This is a genomic window from Ramlibacter humi (genome assembly GCF_004681975.1).
In the GTDB taxonomy this organism is placed as follows: Bacteria; Pseudomonadota; Gammaproteobacteria; order Burkholderiales; family Burkholderiaceae_C; genus Ramlibacter; species Ramlibacter humi.
In genome coordinates this window covers 187,050-200,793 of record NZ_SMLK01000004.1, presented here as the reverse complement: position 1 = coordinate 200,793, position 13,744 = coordinate 187,050, and the positions used below count along the sequence as shown (strand labels likewise).

The 13,744-nt window shown below is 70.3% G+C and carries 14 protein-coding genes and 3 tRNA genes; 12 read left to right on the top strand and 5 right to left on the bottom strand.

What is annotated here, in order from left to right; translation table 11 throughout:
- Positions 1-17: 17 nt before the first annotated feature.
- The gene (locus tag EZ216_RS14020; protein ID WP_135250401.1) at positions 18-374 is read right to left on the bottom strand and encodes an ArsC family reductase; all 357 of its coding nucleotides are present in this window, start codon (positions 372-374) and stop codon (positions 18-20) included.
- Positions 375-405: 31 nt separating this feature from the next.
- Here EZ216_RS14020 and folC point away from each other — a divergent pair, with 31 nt between their 5' ends.
- From folC to EZ216_RS13965, 11 genes are all read left to right on the top strand, one after another.
- Positions 406-1,695 carry a bifunctional tetrahydrofolate synthase/dihydrofolate synthase gene (folC, locus tag EZ216_RS14015; protein WP_135250400.1) on the top strand — a complete coding sequence of 430 codons (1,290 nt, stop codon included), beginning with the start codon at positions 406-408 and terminating at the stop codon, positions 1,693-1,695.
- Positions 1,696-1,705: 10 nt separating this feature from the next.
- Complete coding sequence (locus EZ216_RS14010) at positions 1,706-2,560, top strand: SPOR domain-containing protein (RefSeq protein WP_135250399.1); 855 nt, start codon at positions 1,706-1,708, stop codon at positions 2,558-2,560.
- A 13-nt stretch (positions 2,561-2,573) separates the two neighbouring features.
- On the top strand, positions 2,574-3,059 hold the full coding sequence (locus EZ216_RS14005; RefSeq protein ID WP_135250553.1) for a CvpA family protein: 486 nt from the start codon (positions 2,574-2,576) through the stop codon (positions 3,057-3,059).
- A 21-nt stretch (positions 3,060-3,080) separates the two neighbouring features.
- Positions 3,081-4,604, top strand: coding sequence for an amidophosphoribosyltransferase (gene purF / locus EZ216_RS14000; RefSeq protein WP_135250398.1), 1,524 nt, complete (start codon positions 3,081-3,083; stop codon positions 4,602-4,604).
- A 1-nt stretch (position 4,605) separates the two neighbouring features.
- Positions 4,606-5,817: an O-succinylhomoserine sulfhydrylase gene (locus tag EZ216_RS13995; protein WP_135250397.1), complete on the top strand. Its 1,212-nt coding sequence runs from the start codon at positions 4,606-4,608 to the stop codon at positions 5,815-5,817.
- A gap of 14 nt (positions 5,818-5,831) precedes the next feature.
- Positions 5,832-7,226 carry a glutamate--tRNA ligase gene (gene gltX / locus EZ216_RS13990; protein ID WP_135250396.1) on the top strand — a complete coding sequence of 465 codons (1,395 nt, stop codon included), beginning with the start codon at positions 5,832-5,834 and terminating at the stop codon, positions 7,224-7,226.
- A 22-nt stretch (positions 7,227-7,248) separates the two neighbouring features.
- Positions 7,249-7,324, top strand: a tRNA-Ala gene (locus EZ216_RS13985).
- A gap of 41 nt (positions 7,325-7,365) precedes the next feature.
- Positions 7,366-7,441 (top strand) — tRNA-Glu (locus EZ216_RS13980).
- 75 nt (positions 7,442-7,516) lie between these two features.
- Positions 7,517-7,593, top strand: a tRNA-Asp gene (locus EZ216_RS13975).
- A 127-nt stretch (positions 7,594-7,720) separates the two neighbouring features.
- Positions 7,721-7,933 carry a hypothetical protein gene (locus EZ216_RS13970; protein WP_135250395.1) on the top strand — a complete coding sequence of 71 codons (213 nt, stop codon included), beginning with the start codon at positions 7,721-7,723 and terminating at the stop codon, positions 7,931-7,933.
- 87 nt (positions 7,934-8,020) lie between these two features.
- Positions 8,021-8,542, top strand: a complete 522-nt coding sequence (locus EZ216_RS13965; RefSeq protein WP_239024386.1) for a septal ring lytic transglycosylase RlpA family protein — start codon at positions 8,021-8,023, stop codon at positions 8,540-8,542.
- A 9-nt stretch (positions 8,543-8,551) separates the two neighbouring features.
- Here EZ216_RS13965 and EZ216_RS13960 read toward each other — a convergent pair whose 3' ends face one another.
- Complete coding sequence (locus tag EZ216_RS13960; protein WP_135250394.1) at positions 8,552-8,842, bottom strand: hypothetical protein; 291 nt, start codon at positions 8,840-8,842, stop codon at positions 8,552-8,554.
- Between the two features lie 207 nt (positions 8,843-9,049).
- On the opposite strand from EZ216_RS13960, the gene EZ216_RS13955 reads away from it, so the two are divergent.
- Positions 9,050-9,718: a response regulator transcription factor gene (locus EZ216_RS13955; protein WP_167772919.1), complete on the top strand. Its 669-nt coding sequence runs from the start codon at positions 9,050-9,052 to the stop codon at positions 9,716-9,718.
- 52 nt (positions 9,719-9,770) lie between these two features.
- On the opposite strand, the gene EZ216_RS13950 is transcribed toward EZ216_RS13955, so the two are convergent.
- The 3 genes from EZ216_RS13950 to EZ216_RS21450 all read right to left on the bottom strand — a co-directional run bounded on the left by EZ216_RS13950 (position 9,771) and on the right by EZ216_RS21450 (position 13,575).
- Positions 9,771-10,664, bottom strand: a complete 894-nt coding sequence (locus EZ216_RS13950; protein WP_135250392.1) for a CpsD/CapB family tyrosine-protein kinase — start codon at positions 10,662-10,664, stop codon at positions 9,771-9,773.
- 4 nt (positions 10,665-10,668) lie between these two features.
- On the bottom strand, positions 10,669-12,048 hold the full coding sequence (locus EZ216_RS13945) for a Wzz/FepE/Etk N-terminal domain-containing protein (RefSeq protein WP_167772918.1): 1,380 nt from the start codon (positions 12,046-12,048) through the stop codon (positions 10,669-10,671).
- A 126-nt stretch (positions 12,049-12,174) separates the two neighbouring features.
- Complete coding sequence (locus EZ216_RS21450; RefSeq protein WP_167772917.1) at positions 12,175-13,575, bottom strand: exopolysaccharide biosynthesis polyprenyl glycosylphosphotransferase; 1,401 nt, start codon at positions 13,573-13,575, stop codon at positions 12,175-12,177.
- Between the last annotated feature and the right edge of the window lie 169 nt (positions 13,576-13,744).

Genomic DNA, 13,744 nt, shown 5'->3' with positions numbered 1-13,744 from the left:
GCACCGTAAAAGATGGGCTAAGGGCGGACTTTGCCCTGCCAGGTGTTGGTGTCGAAACCCACGGTGACGGTTCCGCCGGGCCACTCCACCACCGGGCGCTTGATCACGCTGGGCTGCGCCAGCATCAGCTCGCGCGCCGAAGCGTCGTCGCGCACGGCGCCCTGGACGCCCGCGTCGAGCTTGCGCCAGGTGGTGCCCTGCCGGTTGACCAGCTTCTCCCAGCCCACGGCCCGGCTCCAGGCCGCCAGCCGGTCGGCGGGCACGCCGGCCTTCTTGAAATCGTGGAAACGGTACGCGACGCCCTGGCCGTCGAGCCAGGCGCGCGCCTTCTTGACCGTGTCGCAGTTTGGGATGCCGTAGACGCAAGGTTCCATGGGTGCATCGTATCGCTGGGACAATCGCGGCATGCAGACCCTGCAAGACTGGCTGGCGCATTGCGAGCGCCTGCACCCCAAGGCCATCGCGCTCGGCCTGGACCGCGTGCGCGAAGTGGCCGGCCGCATGAACCTGGCCTTCGCCTGCCCCGTGATCACCGTCGCGGGCACCAACGGCAAGGGCTCCACCTGCGCGATGCTGGAATCCATCTGCCGGCAGGCGGGCTGGCGCACTGGCGTGTACACCTCGCCGCACCTGGTGCACTTCGAGGAACGCTGCCGCCTGCTGGGCGAGATCGTGTCCCCGCAAGCGCTGGTGCCGCACTTCGAGCGCGTCGAAGCCGCGCGCCAGGACGTGCAGCTGACCTACTTCGAGTTCACCACGCTGGCGATCATGAGCCTGATGGCCGCCAGCGAACTGGACGTTGCCATCCTGGAAGTGGGCCTGGGCGGCCGCCTGGACGCGGTGAACGTCATCGACACCGACTGCGCGGTGATCACCAGCATCGACCTGGACCACCAGGAGTTCCTGGGCCCCGACCGCGAGGCGATCGGCCGCGAGAAGGCCGGCATCCTGCGCGCGGGCAAGCCCGCCATCGTGAGCGACCCCATGCCGCCCAAGAGCGTGGTGGAAGCGGCGCAGGCCGTCGGCGCCGACCTGTGGCTGCCCGGGCGCGACTTCAACTTCACCGGCGACAAGCAGCAATGGGCCTGGGCCGGCCGCGGGCGGCGCTACGCGGGGCTGGGTTATCCGGCGCTGCGCGGCGCCAACCAGCTGGTGAATGCGTCCGGCGTGCTGGCCGCGCTGTCGGCGCTGCGCGACCGCCTGCCGGTCACGGCGCAGGCCATCCGCACCGGGCTGGCGCTGGCCGACCTGCCGGGCCGCTTCCAGATCGTGCCGGGCCAGCCCACGCTGGTGCTGGACGTCGCGCACAACCCGCATTCGGTCGCGGCGCTGGCGGCGAACCTGGACGCGATGGGGTTCTATCCCACCACGCGCGCGGTGTTCGGCGCGATGGGCGACAAGGACCTGAACGCGATGCTGCGCCGGATGGACCCGCTGGTGGACCGCTGGCATTTCACCGACCTGGACACGCCGCGCGCGGCCAGCGCCGCTTCGCTGGAAGCGCTGTGGAAGTCGCAAAGCACGCGCAAGGACGCTTCGTCTACGACGCACGCGACGCCGCTGGAAGCGATGCGCGCCGCGATGGGCGAAGCGGACCCCACTGATAGAATCCTGGTCTTCGGATCGTTCTACACGGTGGGGGGTGTGCTGAAGGACGGACTGCCCCGCCTTCAGGCCCGCCACCTGGGCTCCTGAACCCACGCTCATGGCCTTTTTCAAGTTCCGCAAGGGTGGTGCCGACGACAGCGCGGCCGCCGCCGCGCCGCCCGAAAGCGTGGAAGTCCTGCGGCGCCGCGCGCGCCACCGCCTGATCGGCGCCGCCGTGCTGGTGCTGGTGGGCGTGGTGGGGTTCCCGCTGCTGTTCGACACGCAGCCGCGTCCCGTCGCCGTCGACATCCCCATCGAGATTCCCGACCGCGCCAAGGCCAAGCCGCTGCCCGCGCCCGTGCCGGTGGCCAAAGCGCCCGTGGCCAGCGAGCATGTCGCGTCCGCCGAACCCGCTTCGGCGCCCGCCGCGGCCAAGCCCGCTTCAGTGCCTGCCGTGGCCAAGGCGGCATCCGCGCCCAGCCGCCCTGTCGCCGCCGGCGCCATCACCGCGGCGCCGGAAGCCAAGCCTGAACCCAGGCCCGAGCCGAAGGCCGAAGCGAAAGCCGAAACGGCCAAGGCCGTGGCCGCCGCGAGCAAGCCCGCCGCGCCCGTCAAGCCCGAAGCGCGCAGGACCGAGACCGCCAGGTCCGACGACGGCACTCGCGCGCAATCCCTGCTGGAAGGCAAGCCGGTGGAAGCCAAGCCGGTGCAGGCGTCGGCCGGCAACGAGGCCGCCGCGAAGGGCGTGCGCTATGTCGTGCAGGTGGGTGCGTTCTCCGATGCGGCGAAGGCGCGCGAAGCGCAGCGCAAGCTGGAGAAGGCCGGGCTCAAGAACTACACCAACGTGGCCGACACCAAGGACGGCAAGCGCACCCGCGTGCGCGCCGGCCCTTACGACAGCAAGGCCGAAGCCGAGAAAGCGGCCGGCAAGGTCAAGGAACTGGAATTGCCGGCGGCCATCCTCACCTTGTGAGGCTGGGGTGGGCATCGCGACGCTCGACTGGGTCTTCCTCGGCGTGCTGGCGTTCTCGCTGCTGCTGGGCCTGCTGCGCGGACTGGTCTACGAGGTGCTGTCGGTGCTGAGCTGGGTGGCCGCCTTCGTGCTGGCCCAGTTCCTGGCGCCGGAAGTGGCAAAGTGGATGCCGATGCCCGACGCGGCGGAGCCGCTGAGGTACGCGGCCGGGTTCGCGGCGGTGTTCATCGTGGCGGTGTTCGCTGGCGGGCTCATCGCGTGGGCCACCCGCAAGCTGGTGGAAGCGGTGGGGCTGCGGCCGGTGGACCGGGCCCTGGGCGGCGCCTTCGGGCTGGTGCGCGGCGTGGTGCTGCTGCTGGCCGCGGCGGTGGTGGTGAACATGACGCCGCTGCGCAACGCGCAGTGGTGGACGGAATCGGCGGGCGCCGGCGTTTCGACGGCGGCGCTCAGGGGTTTGAAGCCGGTGGTGCCCGAGAGGTTCGGGCAGTACCTGCCTTAGCGGAAGTTCGGAAGGTCTCCCATGTGCGGAATCGTCGGCGTCGTCAGTAGCGCGCCCGTGAACCAGCTGATCTATGACGCGTTGCTGCTGCTGCAGCACCGCGGCCAGGACGCGGCCGGCATCGTGACCCAGCAGGAACGCAAGTTCTTCATGCACAAGGCCAAGGGCATGGTGCGCGACGTGTTCCGCACCCGCAACATGCGCGCGCTGCCGGGCAACGCGGGCCTGGGCCAGGTGCGCTACCCGACGGCGGGCAACGCGTACAGCGAGGAAGAGGCGCAGCCGTTCTACGTCAACGCGCCGTTCGGCATCGTCCTGGTGCACAACGGCAACCTCACCAACGCGCAGGCGCTGAAGGCCGAGCTGTTCTCCACCGATCACCGCCACATCAACACCGAGAGCGATTCCGAAGTGCTGCTCAACGTGTTCGCGCACGAGCTGGAGAAGGCCACGCGCGGCGTGCCGCTGCAGCCCGACGACGTGTTCCGCGCCGTCGCGGCCGTGCACAAGCGCGTGCGCGGCTCGTACGCGGTGATCGCGCTCATCGCCGGCCACGGCGTGCTGGCTTTCCGCGACCCGTACGGCATCCGCCCGCTGTCGCTGGGCCGCGGCAAGGACGGCACGGTGATGGTGGCCAGCGAGTCGGTCACGCTGGAAGGCACGGGCCACGTGCTGGAACGCCACGTGCTGCCCGGCGAGGCCGTGTTCATCGACCTGCAAGGCAAGGTGCACGCCAAGCAGTGCGCGCAGGACGCGAAGCTGTCGCCCTGCATCTTCGAGTACGTGTACCTGGCGCGGCCCGACTCGGTGATGGACGGCATCTCGGTCTACCAGGCGCGGCTGAACCTGGGCGAGACGCTGGCCAAGCGCGTGGTGTCCACGGTGCCGCCCAACGAGATCGACGTCATCATCCCGATCCCCGAGAGCAGCCGGCCCAGCGCCACGCAGCTGTCGCACCTGCTGGGCATCCCGTACCGCGAAGGCTTCGTGAAGAACCGCTACGTGGGCCGCACCTTCATCATGCCGGGGCAGGGCGTGCGCAAGAAGTCGGTGCGCCAGAAGCTCAACGTCATCGGCAGCGAATTCAAGGGCCGCAACGTGCTGCTGGTCGACGACAGCATCGTGCGCGGCACCACCAGCCGCGAGATCGTGCAGATGGCGCGCGACGCCGGCGCGAAGAAGGTCTACCTGGCCAGCGCCGCGCCGCCGGTGCGCTTTCCCAACGTCTACGGCATCGACATGCCCACGGCCAGCGAGCTGGTCGCCTACGGCCGCACGGTGGACGAGGTGCGCGACATCATCGGCTGCGACGCGCTGATCTACCAGGACGTGGAAGGCATGAAGCGCGCGGTGGCCGCCGCGCGCGCGCCCAATCAGGCGGTGCACCTGGACGGCTTCGACGCTTCGTGCTTCGACGGCGTGTACGTCACCGGCGACATCAACCCGGACGACATCGCCCGCATCAACGAGGCCCGCATCGGCCAGGAAGATCCGCTGGACGAAACCACCTCGCGCCTGGCACTGCCCAACGCGCAGGAGGCCTGAAGTGAAGGAGAAGAAGCTCCCCGCCGGCCTGCATCGCGACACGCTCGCCGTGCGCACGGGCCTGCCCGCCAGCCAGTGGGGCGAGAACTCGGAGGCGCTGTACCTCACCAGCGGCTTCGTGCAGCCGGACGCAGAGACGATGGCGCATCGTTTCGCCAATCCGCAGGAGGGCTACACCTACGGCCGCACGTCGAACCCGACCGTGACGTCGTTCGAGCTGCGTCTCGCGGCGATGGAGGGTACCGAAGCGGCCATCGGCACGTCCACCGGTATGGCCGCCATCTTGCTGCTCGGCATGGGCGTGCTCAAGGCCGGCGACCACGTCATCTGCTCGCGGTCGGTGTTCGGCTCCACGCTGAACCTGTTCGCCAAGGAGTTCGGCAAGTTCGGCGTGCAGTCCACCTTCGTGTCGCAAGTCGACCTGGCGGAGTGGAAGGCGGCAGTCCGGCCGAACACGAAGCTGCTGTTCGCGGAGACGCCGACCAACCCGCTGACGGACGTGTGCGACATCGCGGCGCTTGCGGAACTCGCGCACGGCGCGGGCGCGCTGCTGGCCGTCGACAACTGCTTCTGCACGCCGGTCCTGCAGCAGCCTGTCGCTCTCGGCGCGGACTTCGTCATCCATTCGGGCACCAAGTTCCTGGATGGCCAGGGCCGCGTGATGGCGGGCGCGATCTGCGGCAGGGCCCAATGGATCAACGAGGTGTTCGCCCCCATCGTGCGCACGGCCGGCATGACGCTGGCGCCGTTCAACGCGTGGGTGGTCACCAAGGGGCTGGAGACGCTGGGCATCCGCGTGCAGGCCCAGAGCGCCAACGCGCTGGCCATCGCCCGTTTCCTGGAGGCGCACCCGAAGGTGTCGCGCGTCTACTACCCGGGGCTGGCCTCGCACCCGCAGCACGAGCTGGCGATGCGGCAGCAGTCCGGCTCGGGCGGCGCGGTGCTGTCGTTCGACGTGAAGGGCGGCGATCCCGGGTCGCTGCGCAAGAACGCGTTCAAGGTCATCGACAGCGCCCAGGTGATGAGCATCGCCACCAACCTCGGCGACACCAAGACCATCATCACGCACCCCGCCGTGACGTCGCATGGCCGCCTGACCGAGGAGCAGCGCCAGGCCGCCGGCATCGGCCAGGGCCTGATCCGGCTGGCGGCGGGCCTCGAACACGCCGAAGACATGATGGCCGACCTCTCGCGCGGCCTGGACCTGATTTGAATCTCCCTACCGACGTGAAAGTCCGCACCCGATTCGCCCCGTCGCCCACGGGCTTCATCCACCTCGGCAACATCCGGTCCGCGCTGTACCCGTGGGCGTTCGCGCGCTCCACGGGCGGCGAGTTCGTGCTGCGCATCGAGGACACCGACCTGGAGCGCTCCTCGCAAGCCGCGGTGGACGTCATCCTGGAAGGCATGCAGTGGCTGGGCCTGGACCACGACGAAGGCCCGTACTACCAGATGCAGCGGATGGACCGCTACAAGGAAGTGCTCGCGCAGATGCGCGCGAAGGACCTGGTGTACCCCTGCTACATGAGCGTGGCCGAGCTGGACGCGCTGCGCGAGCGGCAGATGGCCAACAAGGAAAAGCCGCGCTACGACGGCACTTGGCGGCCCGAGCCCGGCAAGCAGCTGCCGCCGGTGCCCGAGGGCGTGCAACCGGTGCTGCGCTTCCGCAACCCCACTGGCGGTTCGGTCGTGTGGGAAGACAAGGTGAAGGGCCGCATCGAGATCAGCAACGAGGAACTCGACGACCTGGTCATCGCGCGGCCCGACGGCACGCCCACGTACAACTTCTGCGTGGTGGTGGACGACATCGACATGCGCATCACGCACGTCATCCGCGGCGACGACCACGTGAACAACACGCCGCGCCAGATCAACATCTTCCGCGCGCTGGGGCAGGAACCGCCCGTGTACGCGCACCTGCCCACCGTGCTGAACGAGCAGGGCGAGAAGATGAGCAAGCGCAACGGCGCCAAGCCCGTCACTCAGTTCCGCGACGAAGGCTTCCTGGCCGACGCGGTGGTGAACTACCTGGCGCGGCTGGGCTGGTCCCACGGCGACGACGAGATCTTCAGCCGCGAGCAGTTCCTGCAGTGGTTCGGCCTGGACCACCTGGGCACCAGCGCCGGCCGCTTCGACGAAGCCAAGCTGCGCTGGGTGAACCAGCAGCACATGAAGGCGATGGACGACGCGGCGCTGGCGCAGCTGGTGGCCGCGCAGATGAAGAAGCTGGGCGTCATGCCGGACGAGCGGCTGCCGCGCATCTGCGGCCTGCTGAAGGACCGCTGCGACACGACGGTGGCGCTGGCCGAGTGGGCCGCGCGCTTCTACCAGCCGGTGCAGGGCAGCGGAGAGGATCGCGCCAAGCACCTCACCGACGGCGTGCGTCCGGCCATCAGCATGCTGGCGAAGATGCTCGAGGGTGTGCCGTGGGAGAAGGCGGCCATCGCCGAGAGCCTGAAGGAAGTGCTGCGCGCCACGGGCCTGAAGATGCCGCAGCTGGCCATGCCGGTGCGCGTGCTGGTGCTCGGCACGCCGCAGACGCCGTCGCTGGATGCGGTGCTGGAACTGCTTCCGCGCGAAGTTGTTGTCGAGCGGCTTCGAAGGGCTGAAATTTCAGTGTAGAATGCGAGGCTCGACACCAAGCGGGGGTATAGCTCAGCTGGGAGAGCGCTTGCATGGCATGCAAGAGGTCAGCGGTTCGATCCCGCTTACCTCCACCAAAATGCAAGGTGTCGAACGGAGACGAAAGTCCCAAGGTCACGACCCTATCGTCTAGAGGCCTAGGACATCACCCTTTCACGGTGAGTACCGGGGTTCGAATCCCCGTAGGGTCGCCAGAACTTGCCGCAAGGCAATGAAGGCAACAAGTTAGGCTGGCACTTGGCCCGAGAGGGCGGACGCCGCACCGACGCGGAGTGGTAGTTCAGTCGGTTAGAATACCGGCCTGTCACGCCGGGGGTCGCGGGTTCGAGTCCCGTCCACTCCGCCAAGTCTTCAAAACGCCACGCAATCGCGTGGCGTTTTTCTTTTTCCGCGGCCGTTTGGCAACGTGCCGCCCGCCGGCGGCTCCACGGTTGGGTTCGCATTTGATGATAATCCGGTGTGCGAGCCCGCCCATGACGCAAGAAGACCTGTTCCAACGTTGGCGTGACGCCGAGCAGGCCGCGGTCGACGCCGAAGTCGAGCTGGCGCGGGTGGGCCGGGCCGCCGCCGATGCGCGCATGGCGGAAATGGCCACGCGCGCAGCCGGGCTCCGGCGCGCCGCCGACGACCTGCTCGCGCGGATCCTGCTGCAGTCGGGCGCGCGTCCGCCATCGGCATCCAGCTGATTCCAGCAGCCGAGCCGCCAAATCCGACGGCGATTCGCGGCGCGGCCTGACGACGGGCCGGCCTCTGCCGCGACAAGACTCCCGGTCATGAGCAAGGCTGCCCTCTTGGTGCGCGCGATGAGCCTGTTCGCCGCCGCCTTCGCGATGTCGATGTGCGCGGCATGCTTCGCGGCCGATGCGCCGCAGCCCGCCGGCAAGCCGCAGTCCGCCGCTTCCGCGGCGCACCCCGCCGCCAAAGGCCACCAGCTCGATCATTCCGGCCGCCGCCAGGTGGGCAAGGCTTCCTACTACGCGCGCAAGTTCGCCGGCCGCAAGATGGCCGACGGCCAACCCATGAACCCGCGCGAAGACAACGCCGCGAGCAAGACCTTGCCGCTGGGCACCAAGGCCAAGGTGACCAACCTGGACACGGGACAGAGCGCCGTCGTCACCATCCAGGACCGCGGCCCCTACGTCGACGGCCGCATCGTCGACCTCTCGCCCGCCACGGCCGAGAAGATCGGCATCACCAAGAAGGACGGCATCGCGCCGGTGGAAGTCGCGCCCATCGCGGTGCCGCAGCCTGACGGCAGCATCAAGCCCGGGGTGGCCGCCGCCGATCCCTCGTGAGGGCACGCTTCAGCGCAGCGCGTAGAAGCGCGGCGCGCGCAGCCGCAGCGCGATGCCGGTGCCGCCGATCTCGTGTTCCACCCGCAGCACCTGCGCCAGCGCGCGGAACCGCAGGCCGGCCTGCCGGAAGCCGATCTCCAGCGCGCACCACCGGTGGAAGACGTGGACGCCCCGCACGAGCACGTACGCCCCCTCGGGCGAGATGTCGCGTGTCCATCCAAAGCGCCCGTCGTCCCAGTGCACGGGCACGCGCAGCGCCTCGCGCGGCACCGCGCGGCGCTCCGGGAAGTGGTGGGCCATGGCGCAGTCTGGTCCGATTCGCCCCATCGCGCATCGGCGGATGCGGCGCCCGCCACCGGGTGCTTTCTCCCGCGCGTGGCCGTACACATAAGCCAGCCCGGCCGCTGAAAGTTCCATGGTCTGGGGGTAATGAAACGAAAGAATGCTCGGTGCTGCCGGGCCTGCCGCCTACCATGCTCGCAAGACCAACAACCAGTGAGTTGCACCATGGAAGAAGTGGGCGTGCGCGTGGCCTTGATCGCTTCCACCATGATGGCCTGGGCGCTCCAGCAGCTGATGGCGACGTCGCCGCGATTGCGGTGGGTGGGCACCGCGGCGACCCTGGGCGAAGCCGGCGAACTGCCGGGCAGCGCCGACGTCGTGGTGCTCGACCTGGACGAGCGCTGCGAGCTGCCGGAACTGGTGCGCTTCGTGGCGGTGAGAACGCCGAAGGTGCTGGTCCTCACCAGCCTGCGCGACACCGCCGTGCTGGACGCCGCGGTCATCGCCGGGCTGCACGGCATCGTGCACCGAAGCGACCCGCCCAGCACGCTGCTCACGGCCATCGAGAGGGTGCACGAAGGCGAGCTGTGGCTCGACCGCGGATCCACCAGCCGGGTGTTCATGCACATGGTGCGCCACAAGGCGGCGCAGCGCGACGATCCGGAAGTGGCGCGCATCTCCACGCTCACCGACCGCGAGCGCCAGGCCATCGCCGCGCTGGTGGCCGACACGTCGGTGCCCGCCAAGGTGATCGCCAGCCGCATGGACATCAGCTCCCACACGCTGCGCAACCACCTCACGTCCATCTACCGCAAGCTGCACGTGAACAACCGGCTCGACCTGTACGCCTACGCGGCGCGCAACCACCTGGGGCACGCCGGCGAAGCCCGCTGAGGTCCGGCGCGCGCGGCGCGCCGGGTGTGCACGATGACGGCGCGCGCCGCGCTCAGTCGTCGTGGCGGTTGATCACCATCCCGGCGATCTCCACCTTCTGCTGGCCCATCCTGCCCAGCATTTTGCGCAGGTCCTCCAGCGTGCTGCCGTCCTTGCGCCCGACCACCAGCGCCGCGCCCGCCGCGGCCGCCACCAGCCGCGCATCGGGGCCCCATTCGCCGGCCGGCGTGTCGATCACCAGGTGGTCGAAGGCGAGCAGCATCTCGAACACCAGCAGGTTGAACCGCGGGCTCTGCAGCAGCTCCACCGGGTTCATCGGCACGGGGCCGGCGGGCAGGAAGAACAGGCCGGGCACCTGCTGCACCGCCTGCACCAGCGACGAGCGGCCTTCGCCGCGCAGGATGTTGCTCAGCCCGTCGGTCTGCTCCGTGTCCAGCAGGCGGTGCAGCCGCGGCGCGCGCAGGTCGGCATCCACCAGCAGCGTGCGGCCGCCCATCCGGCCGAGGCAGGCCGCGAGGTTGGCGGCCAGGTAGCTCTTGCCGTCGCGCCGGTTCGGGCTGACGACCGCGAGCGCGACCTTGGTCTTGCGGTCCACCGCCTTGGTGGCCAGCTGGATGCACAGGTCGCGGAACACCTCCGCCGGCTCGCCGAAAGGATCCGCTGCCACCACCAGTTCCGGGTCGCCGTCGTAGGCGCGCAGGGGCGGCAGGGGCGTGCGCAGCTGGCGGGCCAGCGTGTCGGGCACGCCGGCGTGTTCCAGCACCGGCTCCACCCGGCCGTCGTAGCTCAGGCTGCGCTGCCGCTGGCGCCGCAGTTCGCGCTCGATCTCCACGGGGCCCCACTTGCCGGGCCGGCGGGGCGGCATGTCGCCGGTCTCGAGGCCGTCCAGGGGCGGCTTGCCGCCGCCGGGCAGCCGGTTCTCGGGTTCACCATTCATCGCTCTCATGAGGTCACCTCCCTGGCGATTCCAGCGCCAGCCTGCGCCGCGGCGCCGCCGAGTCGGGCAGCACCACCAGCAACGACTGCCCCAGCTGCGTCACGTCGTCGGCGATGCGCAGGCGGCGGTTCCACCCCTCTCGCCACAGCGCCGCGAACACCCCGAGCAGCAAGCCCAGGACCGCCGCCGCCGCCAGGTTGAGCTTCAACCGCGGCCAGGTGGGTCGAAGCGGCGCGGAGGCCGCCTTCAGCACCGAGACCGTGCCGCGCACCGCGCCGGCCTCCACCGTCGTCTGGCTGGCCCGCAGCAGCACCGCGTCGTACGCGCGCTGCGCGTTGTCCACTTCGCGTTGCAGCACCTGCGCGCCGTTGCGCTCCTGGCGCAGCGCCAGCACGGTGGCGCGTTGCTGCTCGAGCGCCTTGCGCGCTTGCGCCAGGCGTTCCGCGGCCATGCGGTTCTCGATGCCGATGGCCTCGGTCGCGCGCCGGCTCACGCCGTGCAGCCGCGCGCGCAGGCCCGACAGCACCTGGCGCGCCTCGGCCACGTCGGGGTGGTTCTCGCCCAGGCGCGACAGCAGCTCCGTCAGCCGGTTCTCCTGGCGCGCCACCTCGGTGGTCAGCGCGAAGACGGCGGGGCTTCTCTGCACGTCGTCGAAGCCGCCGGGGTTCACCTCGGACTGGCGCTGGCGCGCCTGCGCATCGGCCGCGGCCGCCTGCAGCACGGCCACCTGCGAGCTGAGTTCGGACAAACGCGTGTTCTCCACGTCCAGCCGGTCGTCGGTGCTGACGATGCCGAACTTGCGCTGGTAGTCGGCCAGCTTCGCCTGCGCCTTCTCCAGCGCGTCGCGCTGGCGCGTGGACAGTTCGTCGACGCGTGCGTTGTACTGCCGCGCGGGTTCCTGCTGCAGCGCCGCCGTGCTGCGGATGTAGGCCTGGGTCACGGCGTCGGCCACCCGGGTGGCGGCGTCGGGGCGCGTGGCGGTGAACGACACCGCCAGCACGTTCGATTCGCGCGTGGGCCGCACGTCCAGCTTGCGCACCAGTTCGCCGGCCAGCCAGGTCTCGAACGAGCCTTCGCCGCCGGTGCGCTCCATCCAGCGCGCGCGCCAGGCCGGATCGTTCTGCAGGTCCAGCAGCTTCAGCGCGGCCATGGCGACGCGTTCGCTGCGCAGCACCTCGATCTCGGTCGGGATGTGGTTGGCCATCCCGATCGCGGCCGCGTTGCCGAGCTGCGGGTCCGGCACCCGCGGGTCCACCAGCAGCACGGCCGTGGCGGTGTACTGCGGGGTGGCCACCAGCGAGACCACCGCCGCCACGCCCACCGCGGCCAGCCAGATCGCCAGCACCATCCCGCGCCGCGCGCGCAGCACCTCGGCAAATCGCTCCAACGTCATGCTCGGCTCCCGCGCGCCGCCTTGGGCGCTTCGTTCCATGATCGGCTGGCGCCGCTTGGCTGTCTCTAGGACAGAGCGCCCAGCGGGAATGGGATGGACAGGCCACGCGCCGCCGCGCACGCGCGCTCAGAACGCGTTGTGGTCCCCGCGAAGGAGCAGCAGCGCCGTCTTCCACATGATCAGCAGGTCCAGGCCGAGGCTCCAGGTATTCAGGTAGTGCAGGTCGCATTCGGTGCGCCGGCGCAGCGCGGCGATGTCGTCGCCGCCGCGCAGGCCGTTCACCTGCGCCCAGCCGGTGATGCCTGGCCGCACCTTGTGCCGCAGCATGTAGCGCGGGATCAGGCGGCGGCATTCCTCGTTCACCGCAAGCGCGTGCGGGCGCGGGCCCACGATGCTCATGTCGCCCGCCAGCACGTTCAGGAACTGCGGCAGCTCGTCCAGCGAGGTGCGCCGCAGCACGCGGCCGACGGCGGTCACGCGGTCGTCGTCGGCGGTGGCCGGCCGGTAGCTCTTGCAGCCGTCCTCCAGCGCGGTCATGGTGCGGAACTTCCACACCAGGATCTCCTCGCCGTCCAGGCCGAAGCGCCGCTGCTTGAAGAACACCGGGCCCGGCGACGTGGCGCGCACCAGCAACGCGATGACCGCCATCAGCGGCACCAGCAACGGCAGCGAGGCGATCGTCAGGCCCAGGTCCAGGGCGCGCTTGAGGACGCCGCGCATGCCCTCGAACGGCGACTCGCACACCGCGACCATCGGCACGCCCGCGAGCACCGAAGCGCGGCACTGGATCGGCTGCACGATCGACAGGTTCGGCACCAGCCACACCGAAGCCGTCGTGTCCTGCGTCTGCACCAGCAGGTCCTTCATGCGCGGCGACGACGACAGCGGCAGCGCGACGTAGATCAGGTCCGTGTGGTGCCGCTTCACGATCTCGCCCAGGTCCGCGAGGCGCCCCACGCGCGCGCTGCCTTCGGGCAGCGGCGCGCGCGCCTGCTCGCGGTCGTCCAGGTAGCCGGCCAGCTGCTGCCCCGGCACCAGCCCGAGCTGGATGGCGCGGCCCAGGTGCAGCGCGCCTTCGTTGATGCCGACGATCAGCACCTTGCGCGTGCGGCGGTGCGGATCGAAAGCACGCAGCACCCACGGCGACGCGATGCGCGACAGCAGCACCGCGCCCAGCGCCGCGGCGCCCCACGACAGCAGGAAGGGCTGGTCGGCCAGCGGGCCCTGCACGTTCTCGCCGGCCAGCGTGCCGGCCGCCAGCAGCGCCAGCATCAGCAGCGTCCAGCGCGCCACCAGCCGCAGGAGGGTCGCGCCGGAGGTGCGGCCGAACGGCAGCGACCCGGGCATCGAGAGCAGCACCACCAGCACGATCGGCGCCACGTCCTGCATGCGCCACGGCGTGGACCACAACTCGAGCGCGACGAAGTACGCCACCACCACGGCCGCCGCATCCGCCGCGGCCGCGCGCCACGACAACGGTCGCCAGCTCAGGCCCCGGGGCTGGGGGGGCAGGGTGGTGGAGGGCATCTGCATGGCTTGCTCGCGCTGGCTGATGGATGGGCGCCGATTCTTGCGGCCCGGGGCGCGGCCGCAATCGGCGCTTTGTCCCGGGACAAGCGCGGGGGCCACGGAGGCTCCCATGCCAACTGTCCTGCCCGCCATGGGAGCAAGCGCCGGTTTCGCCGTGCGCGCGCCC

What these genes read in the sequence shown, in the direction of transcription:
- EZ216_RS14020 (WP_135250401.1), bottom strand. Translation starts at nt 374, where the DNA reads ATGGAACCTTGCGTCTACGGCATCCCAAACTGCGACACGGTCAAGAAG.
- folC (WP_135250400.1), top strand. Translation starts at nt 406, where the DNA reads ATGCAGACCCTGCAAGACTGGCTGGCGCATTGCGAGCGCCTGCACCCC.
- EZ216_RS14010 (WP_135250399.1), top strand. Translation starts at nt 1,706, where the DNA reads ATGGCCTTTTTCAAGTTCCGCAAGGGTGGTGCCGACGACAGCGCGGCC.
- purF (WP_135250398.1), top strand. Translation starts at nt 3,081, where the DNA reads ATGTGCGGAATCGTCGGCGTCGTCAGTAGCGCGCCCGTGAACCAGCTG.
- EZ216_RS13970 (WP_135250395.1), top strand. Translation starts at nt 7,721, where the DNA reads ATGACGCAAGAAGACCTGTTCCAACGTTGGCGTGACGCCGAGCAGGCC.
- EZ216_RS13965 (WP_239024386.1), top strand. Translation starts at nt 8,021, where the DNA reads ATGAGCAAGGCTGCCCTCTTGGTGCGCGCGATGAGCCTGTTCGCCGCC.
- EZ216_RS13960 (WP_135250394.1), bottom strand. Translation starts at nt 8,842, where the DNA reads ATGGCCCACCACTTCCCGGAGCGCCGCGCGGTGCCGCGCGAGGCGCTG.
- EZ216_RS13955 (WP_167772919.1), top strand. Translation starts at nt 9,050, where the DNA reads ATGGAAGAAGTGGGCGTGCGCGTGGCCTTGATCGCTTCCACCATGATG.
- EZ216_RS13950 (WP_135250392.1), bottom strand. Translation starts at nt 10,664, where the DNA reads ATGAGAGCGATGAATGGTGAACCCGAGAACCGGCTGCCCGGCGGCGGC.
- EZ216_RS13945 (WP_167772918.1), bottom strand. Translation starts at nt 12,048, where the DNA reads ATGACGTTGGAGCGATTTGCCGAGGTGCTGCGCGCGCGGCGCGGGATG.
- EZ216_RS21450 (WP_167772917.1), bottom strand. Translation starts at nt 13,575, where the DNA reads ATGCCCTCCACCACCCTGCCCCCCCAGCCCCGGGGCCTGAGCTGGCGA.